The 18,044-nt window shown below is 61.4% G+C and carries 15 protein-coding genes and 3 tRNA genes; 9 read left to right on the top strand and 9 right to left on the bottom strand.

What is annotated here, in order from left to right:
- The first annotated feature begins 117 nt into the window (after nucleotides 1–117).
- The 5 genes from uvrC to ACTG27_RS03310 all read left to right on the top strand — a co-directional run bounded on the left by uvrC (nucleotide 118) and on the right by ACTG27_RS03310 (nucleotide 3,219).
- Complete coding sequence (gene uvrC / locus ACTG27_RS03290) at nucleotides 118–1,971, top strand: excinuclease ABC subunit UvrC (RefSeq protein ID WP_128835466.1); 1,854 nt, start codon at nucleotides 118–120, stop codon at nucleotides 1,969–1,971.
- Nucleotides 1,972–2,170: 199 nt separating this feature from the next.
- On the top strand, nucleotides 2,171–2,725 hold the full coding sequence (pgsA, locus tag ACTG27_RS03295; protein ID WP_031227442.1) for a CDP-diacylglycerol--glycerol-3-phosphate 3-phosphatidyltransferase: 555 nt from the start codon (nucleotides 2,171–2,173) through the stop codon (nucleotides 2,723–2,725).
- Between the two features lie 181 nt (nucleotides 2,726–2,906).
- Nucleotides 2,907–2,982: transfer RNA gene (locus tag ACTG27_RS03300), tRNA-Gly, on the top strand.
- 35 nt (nucleotides 2,983–3,017) lie between these two features.
- Nucleotides 3,018–3,091 (top strand) — tRNA-Cys (locus ACTG27_RS03305).
- A 41-nt stretch (nucleotides 3,092–3,132) separates the two neighbouring features.
- Nucleotides 3,133–3,219: transfer RNA gene (locus ACTG27_RS03310), tRNA-Leu, on the top strand.
- A gap of 424 nt (nucleotides 3,220–3,643) precedes the next feature.
- Here the strand turns inward: ACTG27_RS03310 and ACTG27_RS03315 are convergent.
- The 3 genes from ACTG27_RS03315 to ACTG27_RS03325 are packed head-to-tail and all read right to left on the bottom strand — an operon-like array spanning nucleotide 3,644 to nucleotide 6,615.
- Nucleotides 3,644–5,176 carry a tripartite tricarboxylate transporter permease gene (locus ACTG27_RS03315; RefSeq protein WP_111899578.1) on the bottom strand — a complete coding sequence of 511 codons (1,533 nt, stop codon included), beginning with the start codon at nucleotides 5,174–5,176 and terminating at the stop codon, nucleotides 3,644–3,646.
- 9 nt (nucleotides 5,177–5,185) lie between these two features.
- On the bottom strand, nucleotides 5,186–5,617 hold the full coding sequence (locus tag ACTG27_RS03320; protein ID WP_005350923.1) for a tripartite tricarboxylate transporter TctB family protein: 432 nt from the start codon (nucleotides 5,615–5,617) through the stop codon (nucleotides 5,186–5,188).
- Between the two features lie 11 nt (nucleotides 5,618–5,628).
- Nucleotides 5,629–6,615, bottom strand: a complete 987-nt coding sequence (locus tag ACTG27_RS03325) for a Bug family tripartite tricarboxylate transporter substrate binding protein (RefSeq protein ID WP_439979088.1) — start codon at nucleotides 6,613–6,615, stop codon at nucleotides 5,629–5,631.
- A 222-nt stretch (nucleotides 6,616–6,837) separates the two neighbouring features.
- Between ACTG27_RS03325 and tctD the strand changes: the two genes are divergently transcribed.
- Both tctD and ACTG27_RS03335 read left to right on the top strand, forming a co-directional pair.
- Nucleotides 6,838–7,512: a transcriptional regulator TctD gene (gene tctD, locus ACTG27_RS03330; protein ID WP_019445075.1), complete on the top strand. Its 675-nt coding sequence runs from the start codon at nucleotides 6,838–6,840 to the stop codon at nucleotides 7,510–7,512.
- A 43-nt stretch (nucleotides 7,513–7,555) separates the two neighbouring features.
- Nucleotides 7,556–8,911 carry a sensor histidine kinase gene (locus tag ACTG27_RS03335; RefSeq protein WP_019445076.1) on the top strand — a complete coding sequence of 452 codons (1,356 nt, stop codon included), beginning with the start codon at nucleotides 7,556–7,558 and terminating at the stop codon, nucleotides 8,909–8,911.
- A gap of 65 nt (nucleotides 8,912–8,976) precedes the next feature.
- Here the strand turns inward: ACTG27_RS03335 and ACTG27_RS03340 are convergent, their stop codons facing one another.
- From ACTG27_RS03340 to ACTG27_RS03365, 6 genes are all read right to left on the bottom strand, one after another.
- A complete protein-coding gene (locus ACTG27_RS03340) occupies nucleotides 8,977–9,225 on the bottom strand; it encodes a GlsB/YeaQ/YmgE family stress response membrane protein (RefSeq protein ID WP_111899579.1) in 249 nt (82 codons plus the stop codon).
- Nucleotides 9,226–9,473: 248 nt separating this feature from the next.
- Complete coding sequence (locus ACTG27_RS03345) at nucleotides 9,474–9,650, bottom strand: DUF3606 domain-containing protein (protein WP_005337420.1); 177 nt, start codon at nucleotides 9,648–9,650, stop codon at nucleotides 9,474–9,476.
- A 257-nt stretch (nucleotides 9,651–9,907) separates the two neighbouring features.
- Entirely contained in the window at nucleotides 9,908–13,342 is a 3,435-nt protein-coding gene (locus ACTG27_RS03350) for an ImpA family metalloprotease (protein ID WP_439979089.1), read from the bottom strand.
- 297 nt (nucleotides 13,343–13,639) lie between these two features.
- Complete coding sequence (gene lpxH / locus ACTG27_RS03355) at nucleotides 13,640–14,395, bottom strand: UDP-2,3-diacylglucosamine diphosphatase (RefSeq protein ID WP_439979090.1); 756 nt, start codon at nucleotides 14,393–14,395, stop codon at nucleotides 13,640–13,642.
- Nucleotides 14,392–15,180 (bottom strand): DUF4269 domain-containing protein, encoded by a 789-nt coding sequence (locus ACTG27_RS03360; RefSeq protein WP_439979092.1) that lies wholly within the window; start codon nucleotides 15,178–15,180, stop codon nucleotides 14,392–14,394. Before ACTG27_RS03360 ends, lpxH begins: the two co-directional genes overlap by 4 nt.
- Nucleotides 15,170–15,667 carry a peptidylprolyl isomerase gene (locus ACTG27_RS03365; protein ID WP_005337417.1) on the bottom strand — a complete coding sequence of 166 codons (498 nt, stop codon included), beginning with the start codon at nucleotides 15,665–15,667 and terminating at the stop codon, nucleotides 15,170–15,172. Before ACTG27_RS03365 ends, ACTG27_RS03360 begins: the two co-directional genes overlap by 11 nt.
- Nucleotides 15,668–15,879: 212 nt before the next feature.
- On the opposite strand from ACTG27_RS03365, the gene cysS reads away from it, so the two are divergent.
- Together cysS and ACTG27_RS03375 are read left to right on the top strand one after the other, a co-directional pair.
- On the top strand, nucleotides 15,880–17,256 hold the full coding sequence (cysS, locus tag ACTG27_RS03370) for a cysteine--tRNA ligase (RefSeq protein WP_278166850.1): 1,377 nt from the start codon (nucleotides 15,880–15,882) through the stop codon (nucleotides 17,254–17,256).
- 116 nt (nucleotides 17,257–17,372) lie between these two features.
- Nucleotides 17,373–18,014, top strand: coding sequence for a hypothetical protein (locus tag ACTG27_RS03375; RefSeq protein ID WP_429188129.1), 642 nt, complete (start codon nucleotides 17,373–17,375; stop codon nucleotides 18,012–18,014).
- Nucleotides 18,015–18,044: the final 30 nt, after the last annotated feature.

Here is an 18,044-nt window from a genome sequence, read left to right on the forward strand (position 1 = left end):
TGTGGTCACAAAGGCGGCGCGTGCCGCCTTTTTGCTTTTCTGCCCCTTTGCTTTTCAGGCCGCGGGGGCAGTATGCTCTGCCCGTCAATCTTTGCCTTTGTGTGAGCCGAGTAGCTGATGACCCTCTCTCCCGAACCTCTCTTCGACAGCAAGGCGTTTCTGAGCGCCGTCACCCATCAGAGCGGCGTCTACCGCATGTATGACAGCGGTGGCACCGTGATCTATGTGGGCAAGGCCAAGGATCTGAAAAAGCGGCTCGCCTCCTACTTTCGCACCAACGTCGACAGCATCAAGACCCGCACCCTGGTGCGCCAGATCGCCGATATCCAGGTCACCGTCACTCACACCGAGACCGAGGCGCTGATCCTCGAGCACAATCTCATCAAGCAGTACCAGCCCCGTTACAACGTGCTGCTGAGGGACGACAAATCCTACCCCTGGATCATCATCACCGCGCACCAGCATCCACGCATCGGCGTCCATCGCGGTGCCCGCAAGGTGAAGGGGGAGTACTTCGGCCCGTACCCCTCTGGCGGCGCGGTGCGCGAGAGTTTGCATCTGATGCAGAAAATATTTCCGGTGCGTCAGTGCGAAGATGCGGTCTATGCCAACCGCACCCGTCCCTGCCTGCTCTACCAGCTCAAGCGTTGCGCTGGCCCTTGCGTACCTGGACTGGTGAGCGAGGCCGAATATGCCCAGCAGGTGGAGCTGGCCAAGCTGTTTCTGGCGGGCAAGAACCAGCAGGTGATTGGCGAGCTGGTGGGCAAGATGGAGTCAGCCAGCGGTGATCTGCGCTTTGAAGAGGCGGCCCGCTACCGGGATCAGATCCTGGCGCTGCGCCGGGTCACCGAGCAGCAGTCGGTGAGCGGCAACGTGCTGGACGAGCTGGATGTGGTGGGGGTCGCCTTCGAGCAAGGCGCTGCCTGCATCCACGTGCTCTTTATCCGTCAGGGCAAGGTGCTCGGCTCGCGCAGCTACTTCCCGAAAGTGCCGGCCGATACCCAACTCGACGAGGTGGTGCAATCCTTCCTGCTGCAGTTCTATCTGTCGGGGCAGGGGGGGCGGCAGATCCCGAGCGAGGTGCTGCTCGATGTGGCCCTTGAGGACGAGAGCGTCATCGCCGAGACTCTGAGCCAGACCGCAGGCTACAAGGTGCGGGTGGTGAGCCGTACCCGCGCCGAACGGGCCCGCTTTATCAAGCTCGCCTCCATCAACGCCGAGACGGCGCTACGCTCGCGGCTGGCTCACAAGAGCACCATCACCGCCCGCTACGACCAGCTGGAAGAGCTGCTGGAGCTGGAGCGCCCCATCGCCCGCATGGAGTGTTTCGATATCTCCCACACCATGGGGGAGCGCACCGTGGCCTCTTGCGTGGTGTTCAACCGGGAGGGGCCGCTCTCATCGGAATATCGTCGTTTCAATATCGACGGCATCACAGGTGGTGATGACTACGCGGCGATGGAGCAGGCGCTGGAGCGCCGCTTTGGCAAGCAGCAGGAGCCGGACAAGGTGCCGGACGTGCTGTTTATCGACGGTGGACTCGGCCAGTTGCGCCGCGCCGAAGAGATCCTGGCCCGTCAGCTGGAGTTTCTCGGCGGTAAATATCCGCTGCTGGTGGGGATTGCCAAGGGGGTCACCCGCAAGGCGGGGTTGGAAACTCTCATCATGGGGGAGAGCCACGAAGAGCTGCATTTACCGGCAGATATGCCCGCTTTGCACCTTATTCAACATATTCGCGATGAATCCCACCGTTTTGCCATTACCGGCCACCGGGCGCGGCGTGCCAAGGCCCGCACCAGCAGCAGTCTGGAGGATATTCCGGGGGTGGGGCCAAAGCGGCGGCAGGCGCTGCTCAAATATCTGGGCGGCCTGCAGGAGGTCAAAAAGGCGAGCGTGGATGAACTGGCCAAGGTACCCGGCATCAGTCAGGAGCTGGCCCAGACCATCCACGATGGTTTGCACAGCGCCTGAGCAGGGTTAACGGCATGGCAAAATCGCTAACTCCTTGATGCACAAGAGCCGTGACGCGGGGGGGCCGTAAATGCCATAATGGCCCTCGCATTTTGAGAAGATTGATGGATTAAAAAGACCAAGACGGGCGCCAGTGCGGTTGCATCGCAAATCGGCTTTGGCGCACTATGTAGCGACGTACAAGAAGTGGCTGAAAATAATGACAAACATACCTAACCTGTTGACGTTTTTCCGGATTTTGCTCATTCCCGTCTTCGTCATCCTGTTCTATCTGCCTTATCAATGGTCCTATCTGGCTGCCGCCATCATCTTTATTCTGGCCGCTGCCACCGACTGGTTTGATGGCTATCTGGCTCGCAAGCTCAATCAGTCCACCGCCTTTGGCGCCTTCCTTGACCCCGTTGCCGACAAGATCATGGTCGCCGCCGCGCTGGTGGTCATCGTCGAACACTACAACACCATCTGGGTGACTATCCCCGCCATGACCATGATTGGCCGCGAGATCATCATCTCCGCCCTGCGTGAGTGGATGGCCGAGCTCGGCAAACGCTCCTCGGTGGCGGTCAGCTGGATTGGCAAGTGGAAGACCATGATCCAGATGGTGTCACTCACCGGTCTGATTTGGCAATACAACGTCTGGATGGTGTGGCTCGCCTATGTGATGCTCTATGTCGCCACCGTGCTCACCTTCTGGTCGATGTTCCAGTACATGAAGGCAGCCTGGGGCGATTTGACTCACCACGCCAACCTGTGAGTCACCCGCGCTGCAAGGTGAGGTTTCCGCTGATTTGAGGCAGGAAACGGCCAAAGGCGCTAAAACTGTTCAAAAAGGGCAAAAAACGCCCGAACGATCAGGTAATTAAATATTTCTGGTTGACTGGGCGAGGAACATCGCTAGAATGCGTCCTCGTAGTCAGGCAGTCAGCCAGACCAATGCGGGAATAGCTCAGTTGGTAGAGCACGACCTTGCCAAGGTCGGGGTCGCGAGTTCGAGTCTCGTTTCCCGCTCCAAATTCAGACAATAGAGAGCCAACTCTCTTTTGCATGGCGCGTTAGCAAAGCGGTTATGCAGCGGATTGCAAATCCGTTTAGTCCGGTTCGACTCCGGAACGTGCCTCCATATTGACAAGCCCGCCACGCGAGCTTGATACCGATTGCGGTGCCCGAGTGGTGAAATCGGTAGACACAAGGGATTTAAAATCCCTCGACGTTCGCGTCGTGCCGGTTCGATTCCGGCCTCGGGCACCAGTTATTAAGTAAAGCAATCAAAGAGTTACGAAAGGCCACTAGAAATAGTGGCCTTTTTCTTTTTCCTCCGAGTCCACATTTGAGCCACACAGGTGTAGTCCGGTAGAGCCTGCGGCGTTTAATTGCCAGCTCAAGCTCACTATCAGGCTTGCCACCCCCTGACTCGGTGGGGAATACAGATCGAGAACAAGGGATACAGCGGCCAGTCTGAATATTTCCTTGTCACGTAGCGGCTTGCTCATAACACTGGTTGAATGACGTCAGTTTGAGACTCTTGAGGTGTCAGAGAAAGCGGGGCGATTAGCGTTGATATATTGGATGTTTTTATACCGTTAGTGACAGATGGATGCGGTCTGTTAAAAAGGGCGAGATCGTTCAGATCTCGCCCTTTTATATCAATATGTCCCGTCATCTTTCTATCGGATCAGGCACCCTGCTCCGGGCGGGCGTCCGGGATCAGCGGATCGGCTTTGCGGCGGCGCAGCAGGCGTACCAGCGGGGGCAGGGTGATCACTGCAATGGCCAGTACCAGCAGGGTCTGGCTGATGCCGCTGCTCCACAGGATGGCGGTGTCGCCATTGCTGATGGAGAGGGCGCGGCGCAGGTTCTGCTCCAGCATTTCACCCAGCACGAAGCCCAGAATGAGCGGTGACATGGGGAAGTGCATCTTGCGCAGCAGGTAGCCAAAGACCCCGAGGGCCACCATCAGCAGCAGATCGAAGGTAGTGCTGTGCACCGCATAGACACCCACTGCCGAGACGCTGGCGATGGCGGGCACCAAAAACCAGAGTGGGATGGAGAGCATGCGGGTAAAGAGCCCCACCATGGGGATGTTCATCACCAGCAGCATGACGTTGGCCAGCAAGAGGGCGGCGATCAGTCCCCACACCACATCGGGTTGTTCGGTGAACATGGTGGGGCCGGGGGTGATGTTGTAGAGGGTCAGTGCCCCCATCATCACCGCTGTGGTGCCCGAACCCGGCACCCCCAGGGTCAGCATGGGGATAAAGGAGCCGCAGGCCGATGCGTTGTTGGCCGCCTCCGGCGCGGCCACGCCGCGAATGTCCCCTTCGCCGAATTTGGCATTGGGCCCCGCCAGCCGCTTCTCGGTCATGTAGGTGATGGCACTGGCGATGGTGGCACCGGCGCCGGGCAGAATGCCGACGAAGAAGCCGATGGTGGAGGAACGCAACATGGTGCCGGTGCAATGGACCAGCTCCTTGAAGTTGAACAGCATCCGCCCGGTGGTGCGCACCAGCTTGCCGCCGCTGCTGGTGTGCTCCAGCATCAGCAGGATTTCGCTCACCGAGAAGAGGCCGATCACCACCACGATAAACTGCACCCCATCCGAGAGGTGAACGCTGTCGAAGGTGAAGCGATAGACGCCGGTATTGGCATCCACTCCAACGGTGGCGAGCCCGAGCCCAATCAGCGCGGCCATAAAGGATTTGAGCGGGTTCTGGCTCATCATGCTGCCAAGGCAGGCGATGGCGAACACCATCAGGGCGAAATACTCCGCCGGGCCGAAGGCGAGGGACCAGCGCGCCAGCGCCGGGGCGAACAGAATGATCCCGCCGATGGCGAGCATGGAGCCGACAAAGGAGCTGACCGCCGAGATGGAGAGGGCCACTCCCGCCTTGCCCTGCTGGGCCATGGGGTAGCCATCCAGCGCGGTCATGATGGCGGCGGCATCCCCCGGCACGTTGAGCAGGATCGAGGAGATCCGCCCGCCATACTCGCAACCTATGTAGACGGTGGCGAGCAGAATGAGCGCCGATTCGGGGGGCAGTTTCAGGGCAAAAGCCAGCGGCAACAGGATGGCGACCCCGTTGATGGGGCCAAGGCCCGGCAGCAGGCCGACCACGGTGCCGACAAAGCAGCCGATGAGGGCGATCACCAGATTCTCCGGGGTGAGTGCCACCGCAAAGCCCTGGGATAGGTACATCCAGGTATCCATATTGACTCCTTAAGAGAACCAGACGCCGAGGGGCAGGGTGACATCCAGCAGCCGGTCGAAGGCGAGATAGAGCACCAGACCGCCGACGACGCCGGAGAGTAGGGCGGCTTTGGCAGAGGCGCCAAACAGGCGCCCCAGTACAAAGGTGAGCAGGGTGGTGGCCAGCGGAAAGCCCAGCCACTCGAAGCTGGCACCGTACCCGGCCAGCGCCACCACCATGATGGCGAGGTGGCGCAGGGTACGCAGCGGCGGCCAGCTGACGGTGTCCGGCTGGCGGCGCAGCAGCAACAGGGCGCAGAGCGCCATCAGGCCGATGATGCCGAGCGGGAAGGGGCGTGGCCCCAGCGGCTCATAGCTGTATTCGCTCTGGATCTGCCAGGCGATGGCGGCGCCTGCCAGACAGAGCAGCAGCCAGATGGCGGCGAAGATGCGATCGCTCATGGCTGCGGCTCCTATTTGGCCAGACCGAAGGCTTTGGCCTGTTCGCGATATTGCGCCACCTGCTCCTTGACGTAGCTGTCGAGGGCCTCGCCGGTGAGGTCAAACTCGAACAGGCCGCGCAGATCCCGCTGCGCCTTGAAGGTGTCGGTCTTCACCAGCTGATCGAAGGTCTGCTTCCACCACTGGTATTCGCTGTCGCTTACCTTGGGGCCGACATAGAAGCCGCGGATCACCGGCCACACCAAGTCATAACCCTGCTCTTTGGCGGTGGGGATGTTGGCCAGCTTGCCGGGCAGCCGCTCGGCAGAGAACACCGCCAGCACACGCAGCTTGTCGCCGCCGATATAGGGCACCATCTCGCTCAAATCGCCGGAGACCGCCTGCACATGGTTGCCAAGCAGCGCGGTGACCGGCTCGCCACCCCCTTCAAAGGCGACGTAGCGCATCTTGTGCGGGTCAACCCCGGCCTGTTTGGCCAGCAGCGCCGTCTTCATCCAGTCCTGACTGCCGATGGAGGCGCCTGCGCCGATCACCACGCTGTTGGGATCGCGCTCCATGGCGCTCACCAGCTCCTTGAGGTTCTGATAGGGAGCATCGTGGCGCACCGCGATCATGCCGTAATCGGTACCCACTGCCGCCAGCCAGCGCACATCGTCCACCCCGTAACGGCCAAACTTGCCTTGGGAGAGGTTGAGCAGGGAGCCACCGGAGAAGGCGACCACAGTCCCCGCCTCGGCAGGGCGCTGGGCCACGATGGCGTTGTAGGCCACGGCACCGACCCCGCCCGGCATGTAGGTGACCCGCATCGGCTTGTCGATGGTGCCGGTCTCCTGCAGGCTCACCTGCAGCAACTTGCAGGTGAGATCGAAACCACCGCCCGGTTTGGCCGGTGCGATGCATTCGGTACGGCTCGGGGTCGTGGCACTTTCGGCCGCCTGCAGTGGCAGGGCGCCGAGCAGGGTCAGCAGGGCGAGGGCATGACGTGTGCGTTGCTTCATGGTTGTGTGCTCCATCTTGTCGTTGTTTTTCCTGGGTGTGACTCCGTCGATAGACGAAGTGATGCGAAATTGTTAAAACAACAACCTTTCATTCACCTTTCAATCGCTGACCAAGAGCCGGGAGTGTGACCCTGATCGCACCTTCTCCCGCAATAGCAGTGACGAAGGGATGCAGTTGAAGCAGTGCGGCTGAATGCCGTGGTTAGGAACAAGGGGAGAGGGATGCGCTTGCTGTTGGCGGAAGATAATCACGAACTGGCCCACTGGCTGTCGCGGGCACTCACCAGCGCCGGTTTCGCGGTGGATTGGGTGGCTGACGGGGCTCAGGCTGACCACCTGCTGCGCCACGAACAGTACGCGCTGGCGGTGCTCGATATCGAGATGCCCAAGCTCGACGGGCTGGCGGTACTCGGCCGGTTGCGTAGTCGGGGGCAGGGGGTGCCGGTGCTGCTGCTCACCGCCCGCGGCGCGGTGGAGGAGCGGATCTGCGGTCTCAATGCCGGAGCCGATGACTATCTGGCCAAGCCGTTCGATCTGGGGGAGCTGGATGCCCGGTTGCGAGCCCTGCTGCGGCGCAGCGAAAGCGGTGGTGCCGAGCTGCGACTGGGGCACTTGACCCTGCACCCCGACGGCTATTTTCTGCTGGCCGATGCCCGCCTGGCCCTGACTCCGCGTGAGCAGGCGCTGCTGACCGCGCTGATGTATCGCCACGGGCGGCCGGTCGCCAAGGGGCAGCTGTTCGAGCAGGTGTTCAACCTCGATGACGAGGTAGGGCTCGACAGCATCGATCTCTATATCCACCGGCTGCGCAAAAAGCTGGTGGGCAGCGGGGTGGTGATCACCACCCTGCGCGGGCTGGGCTATCTGCTGGAAGCGGCGCCGGAGGCTTCCCATTAGTCGCTCCCTGCTCCATCAACTGCTGCTGTTTCTGGGGGGCCCCTTGCTGATCCTCTGGGCCGCCTCGGCCTGGTACAGCTACTACGGCGCGCTGGCGGCGGCTACCTCGGCCTATGATCGCACCCTGCTTGCTTCGGCCCGCACCGTCGCCGAGCGGCTGACGGCAGCCGAAGGCAGCCTCAGGGTGGATGTGCCCTATGTGGTGCTCGACAGCTTCGAGCGCAACATGCGCGATCGCCTCTTCTATCAGGTGCGCGGCATCGACGATAGGGTCATCTCCGGCTTTGACGACTTGCCCCCCATGCCGGACGGCACGCCCCTGACCGACCGTTATCCGGCGCTCGCCTACTTCTACGACGGGCTCTATCAGGAGGCACCGATCCGTGCCGTGATGCTGCTGCAACCGGTAGGCGAGGGGGGCGTCAACGGCATGGCTCGTATCACTGTGGCGGAAACCCTGCTCGGTCGCCAGCAGCTGGCGGAGCAGTTGCTCTGGTCGGCCCTGCTGACCCAGGGGGCGCTGGTGGTGCTCACCCTGCTGCTCGCCTATCTGTTGCTCAAGCGGCTGCTCACCCCGATGCGCCGTTTGTCGCGGGAGATCCTGCGCCGCGATGCCGCCAATCTTGCCCCCTTGCCCGACCTGCTCCCCTGGCAGGAGACCCGGCCGCTGGTGCAGGCGTTCAACCGTCAGTTGGCCCGATTGCGCCAGCTGGTGGCCCGGCAGGAGCGCTTTAGCGCCGATGCAGCCCATCAGCTGCGCACTCCGCTTACCATCCTGAAAACCCAAGTTGAGGTGGCGCGCGGCAGTGGCGATCCGGCCCTGATGAGCGAAAGCCTCGATGCCATGGCCGTGCGGCTCGATCACACCATCGCCCTGACCGAACGGTTACTGTTGCTGGCCCGGCTCAAATCGGACGAGTGCTCCGGGCTGCGCCAGCGTGAGCCCATGGAGTTGACGGCGCTGGTGCAGCAGGCCTGTTTGTCACGGTTGGCGCAGGCGCGGAGCAAGGGGATCGATCTCGGTTACGAAGGGGAGGAGTCCGCCATCATGGTGGCGGGGGAGCCGCTGCTGCTCGGGGAGCTGTGCGCCAACCTGCTCGACAACGCCATCAAATACACCCCGCCCCACGGCACCGTGACGGCGCGGGTGGTGCGAAGCAACGGGCAGATCTGGCTGGAGGTGGAGGATAGCGGCCCCGGCATCGCCCCCGAGCTGGCGGAGCGGGTCTGGCAGCCGTTCCAGCGCCTCGAGCAGGGGAGCGAACAGCCGGGAGCGGGGCTGGGTCTGGCACTGGTGCGCGATATCGCCCACTACCACCACGGCGAAGTGGTGTTGCTGCCAGCGACCCAGCTGGGGGGCTTGCTGGTGAGGCTGATCTTGCCGCTGGCAACATCGTGAGGGCGATAAAAAAGAGAGGGCACCTCGCGGTGCCCTGTTTATCTACACATAGATGGCGTTGGGGGTCAGCTGCGGATCTTGTTGAAGACAAACAGGACGATAAGGGCGCCCACGGTGGCCAGCGCGATGCTCGGGATATTGAAACCGGTCACCGAGCCCAGCCCCAGCAGGGTACCCATGTAGCCGCCAACCATGGCACCGACAATCCCCAACAGGGCAGTCATGAAGAAACCACCGCCGTCGCGACCCGGCATGATCCACTTCGCCAGAATACCCACCAACAGTCCCAATACGATCCAGCTGATAAAGCCCATGGATTAATCCTCTCTGTGTGTTTGAGCCCGCATTATAGGCAGGGATGCCGGGATGCGAAGGGCCGGACGGCGCTGGCTGGTCACAAGCTGTCGGACGGCGGCCAGTGCTGGTCGGGCTGCACAGTCCGGTTATGAGCGGTTGAATGGCGGTATGTGCGCCGCCAAACAGGGGCGGGGATGGGCTCACGTAAAGGCGAAGATGAGAAAAGCCCCGCGAGCGGGGCCGGGTTTGTGACGGGGTGGTGCCCTCACTTCTTGAGGTATTTTCTGATCGCCTTGCCTGAGGTGCCGACTGCCTTGACCGCCCGTTTCAGCTGGACCTCGGTGCACTCGAACATTTTGATCCACTGCTTCATCTCATAGGGATCGTTGACATTGATCTTCTTGGCATCGAACGGGTGAGCGACCGCATTGCTGTCAGGCATACAAACCTCAACTTGTTGAAATACTGGCGAGAAAGACGTTTCTGCCTGAGCGCCATCATCCTCTCAATCGGCAAGGGGCAAGGTGACGGGGTTCACACAACCTGGGGACTGAAGGAGGAGTGCAGGTTTGCTTTGCTGATCTGTGAGCGATCACCACTTAATTCCACCCTCTTCACATCATCAACAACGGGGCCAGAGGCTGGATAAACAACAAGCGCCCTGCCGGGCGCTTGTTGTGGTTATTGTGATGACCGGATTCAGGGTGTTGGGCAGGCGCTTGGCGAGCCACTGTTACGGGGCCAGAGGGTGGATCCGTCGCTTTCGGAGAGCGGCAGGAATGTGACACCTTCGCTCATGTTGGCTGGGGGCAGGTCATCCTCCAGCACATACATCCCCATCGGCAGGCTGCCATAACGCTGGTTGGCCTGCACCTGAGCGACCGCGAGGCTTGAGTAACGCAGGCCGAGCAGATCGAAATGATTGCGCCAGTCCCAACCGGTGAGCCGACTGAGTGCAACCAGCATAAAGTCATTGCCCGGTATGTCGCGCACCCGTTTGCCGCCATAGACCGCATGCCCCGAGTAGGGGAACAGGCTAAAGCCGAGCCTATCCTTGTTGGCATTCCACTGCGCTTCACTGTCGGCTGCCGCGCCGAAGATCCGTGAATGCTGATAGAGCAGGGTGAAGAGAGTGAAGCCATCGTTCAGCCGGGTGCCATCAGTCAGGAGCATACGGTGGGCGCGTAATGCCATCTGGATATAAAACGCCATGCGATAGCCGTTGTGGACGGCGTAGGCATTGCTCTTCCAGGGGGCTTCGTAGCGACTCTCGCCGGTATCGAGCACCTTGCAGTTGGCCCCGAGCACAACGCGGTTGCCACTCCTGTCCCTTACCTGCGCCGCATCAGACATGAACACATAGAAGAGATCCTTGTGATTCATGTGTCCATCCCTGATGGGCGCCGTGTTGCCATCTCTTAGATAATGGGCGCGCCACTTCACCACATAAGGGAAGATGTTGTTGGAGTTTTCCCCCGCCCGGCTCCCGTAGCCACTCCAGTTGTCGGCATCGCCTGCCGCAGCGTACTGCACGTTCAACCGGTTGGTCTGCAGGTTGTGGCCCAGCTCGTGATTGTCGAGCCAGCCGGTCGGGCTGATGCTGCCGGAAGAGTCCCACGGGTTGCCGCTGCAACCGCTGCCGCAATGGGCATTCTGGTCATAGTTGGCATGCTGGATGATGGTGCGGGTATGGAGCGATTCATCGAGACACCCCTCCCCCAACAGTGCCACGCAGGCGTTTTTAACATCCGCAGGCAGCGACTCATCGAGCCCCTTGCCCTGAATTTTCAGGCCCGCCAGGGTGTAGACACCATTGATGTGATCCCGGGCGATGCTGTCGAGCAGGGCATTGGTGTCGGGGATGACGCCACCCACCGCCTTGGTGAAGCGATCCCGGCGCAGATGCTGTTCTGCGCCATCGGCCCGCAGATCGATATGGGGCAGCTCGGTTTGTTCCAGCCGCTCGTTGAACTCGCGGATCTGCTGCTCATCACTGAAATCCATGATGGCCGGATGACGGGTGACGCCCGTGGCGCTCACCTGGACGGCCAGCGATGCAGCCGCCCCTTCCAGATAGAGGTAGATAGGGCCGCCATAGGGCGAGGTGAAGGTGACGCTGCCCCCCTTGGCCAAGATCAGTCGTCCGGTGGTCAGCTCCAGCGGGGCTCGATAGATCTTCTGCTCATAGGCGCGATTGGTGTTGGGCCTGTGGTAGTTGAGTCGGACGGTAGCGGACACATCGGCGTTATCGGTGCGTCTCAGGGTGATGGTTTGTCCCGGCAGGGCATACCAGCCGGTGGTGGTCCACTGCCCGCTGTAGGGAACCGCAATGCGCCGACTGTCGGTGAGCGTTGCGGGATAGGCATAGTGAGTCGCTTGTCCCTTCACTACCTTGCTGCGATCGGTGACGTACTCCCCCAGATCGGGTTGGGCCGGGGTACGAGTGCGGGCATAGCTCACCAGCCAGTCGGCAAACATCGCCTGCTGCCAGGATTGATGCTCATCCCAGGCGATGGGGTAGTCGATGGCGGCACGGTATTTGTCGGCCAGCAGCAGGGTGGCGGGCAACAGTGTCACGCCGTCACGGGCAAAGGGACTGATCCCTGCCTTGTCGAGGGTGATGGCCGCATTTCTCAGCCAGTCGGCACCCAGCTTGAACTGCTGGTTGAAGCTCTCCGAGCCACCGCAATTGATAAAGTTGCCGCCGCAGCTATCGAGCCACTGGGTCGTGAAGTTGCGATCCAGAAGGTTGCCAAGCAGGGTATCGACCGCCATCAGCTGGGCGTCGGGTGCCATGATGGTGTTCACTGCCAGATCGCTGGCTCTGAGTTTTGACCAGTAGTTGCCCCAGGTGACCAGCCCCATATCGAGATAGAGGGGGCTTAGCAGCGGGCTGGCATCGCGCCGGTAGTTGGAGAGCAGCAGCGGGATCCCGGCCGCTTTGGCCTTGGCGATCGCCTCTGCGATCCCCTGATACCCGAGTCCTTGGCGGTCGATATCGCTGATCACGATAAGCTCCGGCGCCATGGTATCGATACAGTCGCTCAGCGCCTGATAATCGCAGGTATTGGCCGGGTTGATGCTGTGCTTGTCGGGATAGATCGCCTTGAGCCAGTCACGCACGCCTTCGTTGTGGGGAAAATAGACGCTATCGGCGCGACTTGGCATCTGGGCGGTGAGGATGCGCAGGTCATCGCTATCCTTGCCCCGGGTCAGCCAGCCAATCAGGCCCTTGAGCAGTGCCTCGCTCTGCGCTGTGCGGTCAACGGAAAACAGGTTCGCCCCCATGGCTGCCTGACGGTAATCGGCTTGCTCTGAGACCATCACCAGCCCCCGGATCTCGCTCTCCCCCTTGCCATTGATGTTGGAGGGGAGCAGGGTCACCGTGCTCTCCGGCTGGAAGCTGGAAAAGGTGATGGAGTCGTGGCTCGGGTTCCAGCTGATCTGTGCCATTCCCTGATAGAGGCTGCGAACCAGCTCGGTGCGGTGCGCCTCACTGTCGGCAATCGCCGCACGGGCATGGGCGATCAGGGATTGCTCGCTGGCAAGGGTATGATCTTCCCGGGCAATCGCATTGGCGGCATCGCTGATAAAGCGGGCCGAGATCTGACAATCGGCGCGCATGGGGGCTGTGGTGTAGGTATTACCTGTCAGTGTGCCCTCACACCCAGCGATCTGCGCCAGCACGAAGCCACTCTCGGGCTGCACGGTGAAACGGCCCTGTTCACCGGCGTTCAGACGCAGGGCGTCGGGGCTTAGCGCGCCCCCCTGAGAAGCTTGGGTGGTGGCGTTGAAATAGACGGCGGCACTCTCCTGCGTGAAGCTGGCCGAGATTTGGCAATCGCTGCTCATGGGGCCAGTGGTATAGGTGAGGCCGTCCAGGGTGCCATCACATCCGCTTATCTCGGTCAGGAGGTAACCGCTGTCAGCCTGTACCGAGAAGCGCCCCTGTTCACCCGCCGCCAACCGCAGGCTGGTGGGGTTCAACTGTCCGCCCGCGCTACTCTGGCTGGATGCCTCGAAATAGTTGGGGGTGACAGGGGGGCGGGTAGGGGTCTCTTCCTGTTCGCCATCACCGCCGCCACAGCCTGTGATCAACAGCGCCAGTAAGGGAGTGAGAACCGTCTTTTTCATTGTCTGATACGTTCCTTGTGTTACGACGGGTAGGGGAGTCGGTAGTCTAATGAGCTGCCTTGCTTATTTCAACGCTGATTGAATGGTCATTTTGCTTTATTTTCAGCATCTTGGATGTTTTTTTGGCCGGCTTTTGCCGTATCTGGTGTTGCTGGCGCAGCAGAACCGATAGGGATGGGGCGAGCACCCCATCAGCACAGGCCATACCAGCCTGAGCTCACCGTAATGAGTCGCTTCACCGGGTTAACAGGGGATGCTGGGCCGCAGGTTTTGCCTGCAACCCGCACAGGGGGGATGTCAGACGGATGGCTGAGCGGCGGGGTCGATCGTTGCCAGCGCACGCATTTCCAGCCGCTGCTCGCCGGGGCGACAGACCAGCACCGAGCCTTGCTCGAACCAGTCTCCCAGCACGATGCGGCGGGCGGGGTGGCCATCGAGGGTGAAGTCGTGGATGGCGGGTCTGTGGGTGTGGCCGTGGATCATCATCCGGCAGTCGTGGGCGCGCAGGGTGTCGTCCACCGCCGCGGGCGTCACATCCATGATGATCTGGCTCTTGTGGGCGTTCTCCATCTGGCTTTGGCCGCGCATCTTGCAGGCGATGGCCTGACGGCGGGCAAGCGGCAGCCGCAGGAACAGCCAGCGCAGCCACTTGAGCTGGGTGATGCGGCGAAACTTCTGATACCCCTCATCCAGGGTGCAGAGCCGATCGCCGTGGCTCAGCACTACCCGTTCCCCATAGAGGTCGATCACGCAAGGGTCACCCAGCAATGTCATCCCCGCGCGCTTGGCAAACTGCTGGCCCAGCAGAAAGTCGCGGTTGCCGTGGATAAAGTAGATGGGCACGTTCTGCTGGCTCAGGGCCAAAAAGGCGTCGGCCATCTGTTGATGGAGCGGATTGGGGTCATCATCGCCAATCCAGAATTCGAAGAGATCCCCCAGCACATAGAGGGCATCGGCGCCGGGGGCGTCGTGCTCGAGAAAGCGCACCAGTGCCGCGGTCATATCGGGCCGCTGGGCAGAGAGGTGAATGTCACTGATAAAAAGGGTGCTCATGATGTGGGGGTCGGGCTCTCGGTCGAAACAGGGGTGGCAGAGATAGTAGAAACAACAGGGGACGAACAGTGCGCTGCGGGCGCCATCGTGCCAGTTGAGGTATGGATATCGTCACGGGATGGCGGCTGCCATGACAGCTCGGCCAGATTGCATCCCTCCAGCGTCAGCAGCGCGGCGTAAGGATCGCCCGCCAGACCCAGCAACCGGCACATGGCCGCTTCCCCTTTCAATCCCTCTTCAAGGCGCAGGCGCAGCACTTCGCGGTAGAAGGCATCACCAAACCGCTCGAGCAACGCGGCCATCAGGGTGAGGTGGCGCCAGCCATTCAGCGTCTCGATGGGGGCGGCGGTGACGTACAGCTCCACTGGCCAGCTGGCCTCGCTCTTGTCGCAACTGCTATCGACACTGTGCTGGTCGAGGCAGGCAAAGATGCGCTCCAGCAACCAGATATTGTCGCCCTTGGCGCTCGCCTGCCAGCCTTGCTCTGCAAAAATAGCGGCAAACGCCGCCGGATCGGGATGCTGGCAGAGAATATCGAGATCGCTGCCCGGCCGATCCAGCCCGATGGCGAGCGTGCTCACCAGTGCCATATCGGCGCACTGCGCGGCCAGCTCATCCCACACACCGGCGGTGAGCAGGGCATGGGCCGAGCGCTGGCGTGGGTTGCCGTGGGCCAGATAGTCGAGGCGGCGCCAGTTTGGGCTGGCAGTGGGGGAGGCAGATGGAAAAACTGCGGCCGGGGCCGCAGTTTTGTCAGTGCCGAGTCGGCAGAGATCAGTCAGCAAGGGTCACCTTGGTGATCACTACGTCTTCTACCGGCACGTCCTGGTGGATACGGCCGTAGTTGCCGGTCTTGACGCCCTTGATCTTGTTGACCACGTCCATGCCGGCGGTCACTTCACCGAATACGCAGTAGCCGAAGCCCTGAGTGGTGGCGGATTTGAAGTCGAGGAAGTCGTTGTTGTTCACGTTGATGAAGAACTGGGCGCTGGCAGAGTGCGGCTCCATGGTGCGGGCCATGGCGATGGTGCCGATCTTGTTGGACAGGCCGTTGGCCGCTTCGTTCTTGATGGGGGCGCGGGTGTCTTTCTCTTCAAAGCCCGGGGCATAGCCGCCGCCCTGGATCATGAAGCCGTCGATGACGCGGTGGAAAATGGTGTTGTCGTAGTGACCGTCACGGCAGTATTGCAGGAAGTTGGCCACGGTTTCCGGGGCTTTTTCAGCGTTCAGGGTGAGGGTGATGTCGCCGTGATTGGTGTGCAGAGTGACCATGATATGTCCTTTCATTTGGTGCGGACGACGAAGTGCCCGCAGGTGTATGGCATAAAGTGGTGGCAATTCTAGCCCATCAGGGGCTGGCGGCATAGTCTCTCAGGCGCCGTAACAGTGCTGGCAGGCGGGATTGGCCCTCTTTTCTGCCTCGTTTTCTGCCCCTGAACGGGGTATCATGACCAACCATTTTACTCACAGGCAGTGGTTAGAAGATGCTGAAGATATACAACACACTCACTCGTCAAAAAGAAGAATTCAAACCTATCCACCCGGGCAAGGTGGGCATGTATGTGTGTGGTGTCACCATCTACGATCACTGTCATATCGGCCACGGCCGCACCTTCGTCGCCTTTGATGTGGTGGCTCGCTACCTGCGTTACGCCGGTTACGACCTCACCTATGTGCGCAACATCACCGACGTGGATGACAAGATCATCAAGCGCGCCGCTGAAACCCGCGTCACCTGCGACGAGCTGACCGAGCGTCTGATCGGCGACATGCACGCCGACTTTGACGCCCTCGGCATGGTGCGCCCGGATATCGAACCGCGCGCCACCCAGCACATCGAAGAGATCATCGAGCTGGTGCAATCCCTGCTGGAAAAAGAGCACGCCTACGTGGCGGACAACGGCGATGTGATGTTTATCGTCGAATCCTACGCCGACTACGGCAAACTCTCCGGTCAGGATCTGGAGCAGCTGCAAGCCGGTGCCCGCGTTGACGTGGTGGATGCCAAGCGCAACCCCCTCGACTTCGTGCTGTGGAAGATGTCCAAGCCCGGCGAGCCGACCTGGGAAAGCCCCTGGGGCCCGGGCCGTCCTGGCTGGCACATCGAGTGCTCCGCCATGAACTCCAAGCACCTTGGCAACCACTTCGACATCCACGGCGGCGGCTCCGATCTGCAGTTCCCGCACCATGAGAACGAGATCGCCCAGTCCTGCTGCGCCCACGGTGGCGATTACGTCAACACCTGGATGCACAGCGGCATGGTGATGGTGGATAAAGAGAAGATGTCCAAATCCCTTGGCAACTTCTTCACCATCCGCGACGTGCTGGCTCACTACGACGCCGAAACCGTCCGTTACTTCCTGATGTCTGGCCACTACCGCAGCCAGCTCAACTACTCGGAAGATAACCTGAAGCAAGCCCGCGCCGCGCTGGAGCGGATGTACACTGCCCTGCGCGACCTGCCAGTAGCCGCTGCTGCCGGTGGTGACGAGCAGGTAGCGCGCTTCAAGGAAGCGATGGACGATGACTTCAACACCCCGGAAGCCTACTCCGCCCTGTTCGATCTGGTGCGCGAGATCAACCGCCAGAAAGCGGAAGACATGGCCGTTGCCGCCGCGCTGGGCGCCCGTCTGCGTGAGCTGGGCGCCGTGCTCGGCATCCTGCAGCAAGACCCCGAGGCTTTCTTGAAGGGTGACGAAGCGGACGAAGAGGTTGCCGAGATCGAGCGCCTGATCGCCGAGCGCAATCAGGCCCGTGCCGACAAGAACTGGGCTGCTGCCGATGCCGCCCGCAACCGTCTCACCGAGATGGGCATCGTGCTGGAAGACAGCGCCGGCAAGACCAGCTGGCGCCGTGCTTAAGGCCTGCCGGTTGACGACCTGACGCAGAGCGCAGCCCTTGGGCTGCGCTCTTTTTTCAGGGCCGGCGCTTGGTTCAAGGCGCGGCCCATGCAAGCGAACATAAGGAAGATGGCATCATGAAGATATCCAGCTGGCCTGTGTTGGCACTGGCCCTCTCTGCGGCAGCTCTGATCGCCCCGGCCCATGCGGGCACCACCACCAGCGGCAAACTCGATCCGGCCGCCAGTGCCCGCGCCAAGGCCAAGGTGGCCCAGTTTCTCGACTGGGAGCGCCAAGTCAAACCGAGTGGCCTCTATCAGAGCGATCTCGGCGGCGCGCTGCCCACTATCGTCTCCCCCGAGCTGCTCTGCCTGCTCAATGCCGCCTCAAAGGCGCGCGAAATAGCCACCCGCGAGGCCCCCGACGAGAAGCCCCCCTTTGTCGAGGGCAACCCCTTCCTGCCCAACGCTTGGGATAATCTGCTGGGCTCGGAGATCCTCTCGTCGCGCGCCATCGCCGGCAGCCGGGATCGCAGCGAGGTCAAGGTGCGCTTCACCTTTGGCGAGCCGGGCACCCCGCTCGACGTCCCCAGCGGTACCTACCGTTTTGTCAGCACCTATTTGGTACTGGACGGGCCGCAAGGCGCCCGTATCACCGATATAGACGCTGGCGGCAGCTGCGATTTCTGCCAATCCGGCAGCCTGCGCGCCGCCCTCTATGAGACGCTCACCGCCTATCCCGCCGCAGGGGGAGAGCAGTGCAAGGGGTTGGGGAAATAGTTTTTTGGTTGGGATGAAGACATGTTTGGG

Source organism: Aeromonas sp. 97A, assembly GCF_051919185.1.
Lineage (GTDB): Bacteria > Pseudomonadota > Gammaproteobacteria > Enterobacterales > Aeromonadaceae > Aeromonas > Aeromonas veronii.

What these genes read in the sequence shown, in the direction of transcription:
- uvrC (WP_128835466.1), top strand. Translation starts at nt 118, where the DNA reads ATGACCCTCTCTCCCGAACCTCTCTTCGACAGCAAGGCGTTTCTGAGC.
- pgsA (WP_031227442.1), top strand. Translation starts at nt 2,171, where the DNA reads ATGACAAACATACCTAACCTGTTGACGTTTTTCCGGATTTTGCTCATT.
- lpxH (WP_439979090.1), bottom strand. Translation starts at nt 14,395, where the DNA reads ATGAGCACCCTTTTTATCAGTGACATTCACCTCTCTGCCCAGCGGCCC.
- ACTG27_RS03350 (WP_439979089.1), bottom strand. Translation starts at nt 13,342, where the DNA reads ATGAAAAAGACGGTTCTCACTCCCTTACTGGCGCTGTTGATCACAGGC.
- ACTG27_RS03345 (WP_005337420.1), bottom strand. Translation starts at nt 9,650, where the DNA reads ATGCCTGACAGCAATGCGGTCGCTCACCCGTTCGATGCCAAGAAGATC.
- ACTG27_RS03375 (WP_429188129.1), top strand. Translation starts at nt 17,373, where the DNA reads ATGAAGATATCCAGCTGGCCTGTGTTGGCACTGGCCCTCTCTGCGGCA.
- ACTG27_RS03365 (WP_005337417.1), bottom strand. Translation starts at nt 15,667, where the DNA reads ATGGTCACTCTGCACACCAATCACGGCGACATCACCCTCACCCTGAAC.
- ACTG27_RS03340 (WP_111899579.1), bottom strand. Translation starts at nt 9,225, where the DNA reads ATGGGCTTTATCAGCTGGATCGTATTGGGACTGTTGGTGGGTATTCTG.
- tctD (WP_019445075.1), top strand. Translation starts at nt 6,838, where the DNA reads ATGCGCTTGCTGTTGGCGGAAGATAATCACGAACTGGCCCACTGGCTG.
- ACTG27_RS03325 (WP_439979088.1), bottom strand. Translation starts at nt 6,615, where the DNA reads ATGAAGCAACGCACACGTCATGCCCTCGCCCTGCTGACCCTGCTCGGC.
- cysS (WP_278166850.1), top strand. Translation starts at nt 15,880, where the DNA reads ATGCTGAAGATATACAACACACTCACTCGTCAAAAAGAAGAATTCAAA.
- ACTG27_RS03320 (WP_005350923.1), bottom strand. Translation starts at nt 5,617, where the DNA reads ATGAGCGATCGCATCTTCGCCGCCATCTGGCTGCTGCTCTGTCTGGCA.
- ACTG27_RS03315 (WP_111899578.1), bottom strand. Translation starts at nt 5,176, where the DNA reads ATGGATACCTGGATGTACCTATCCCAGGGCTTTGCGGTGGCACTCACC.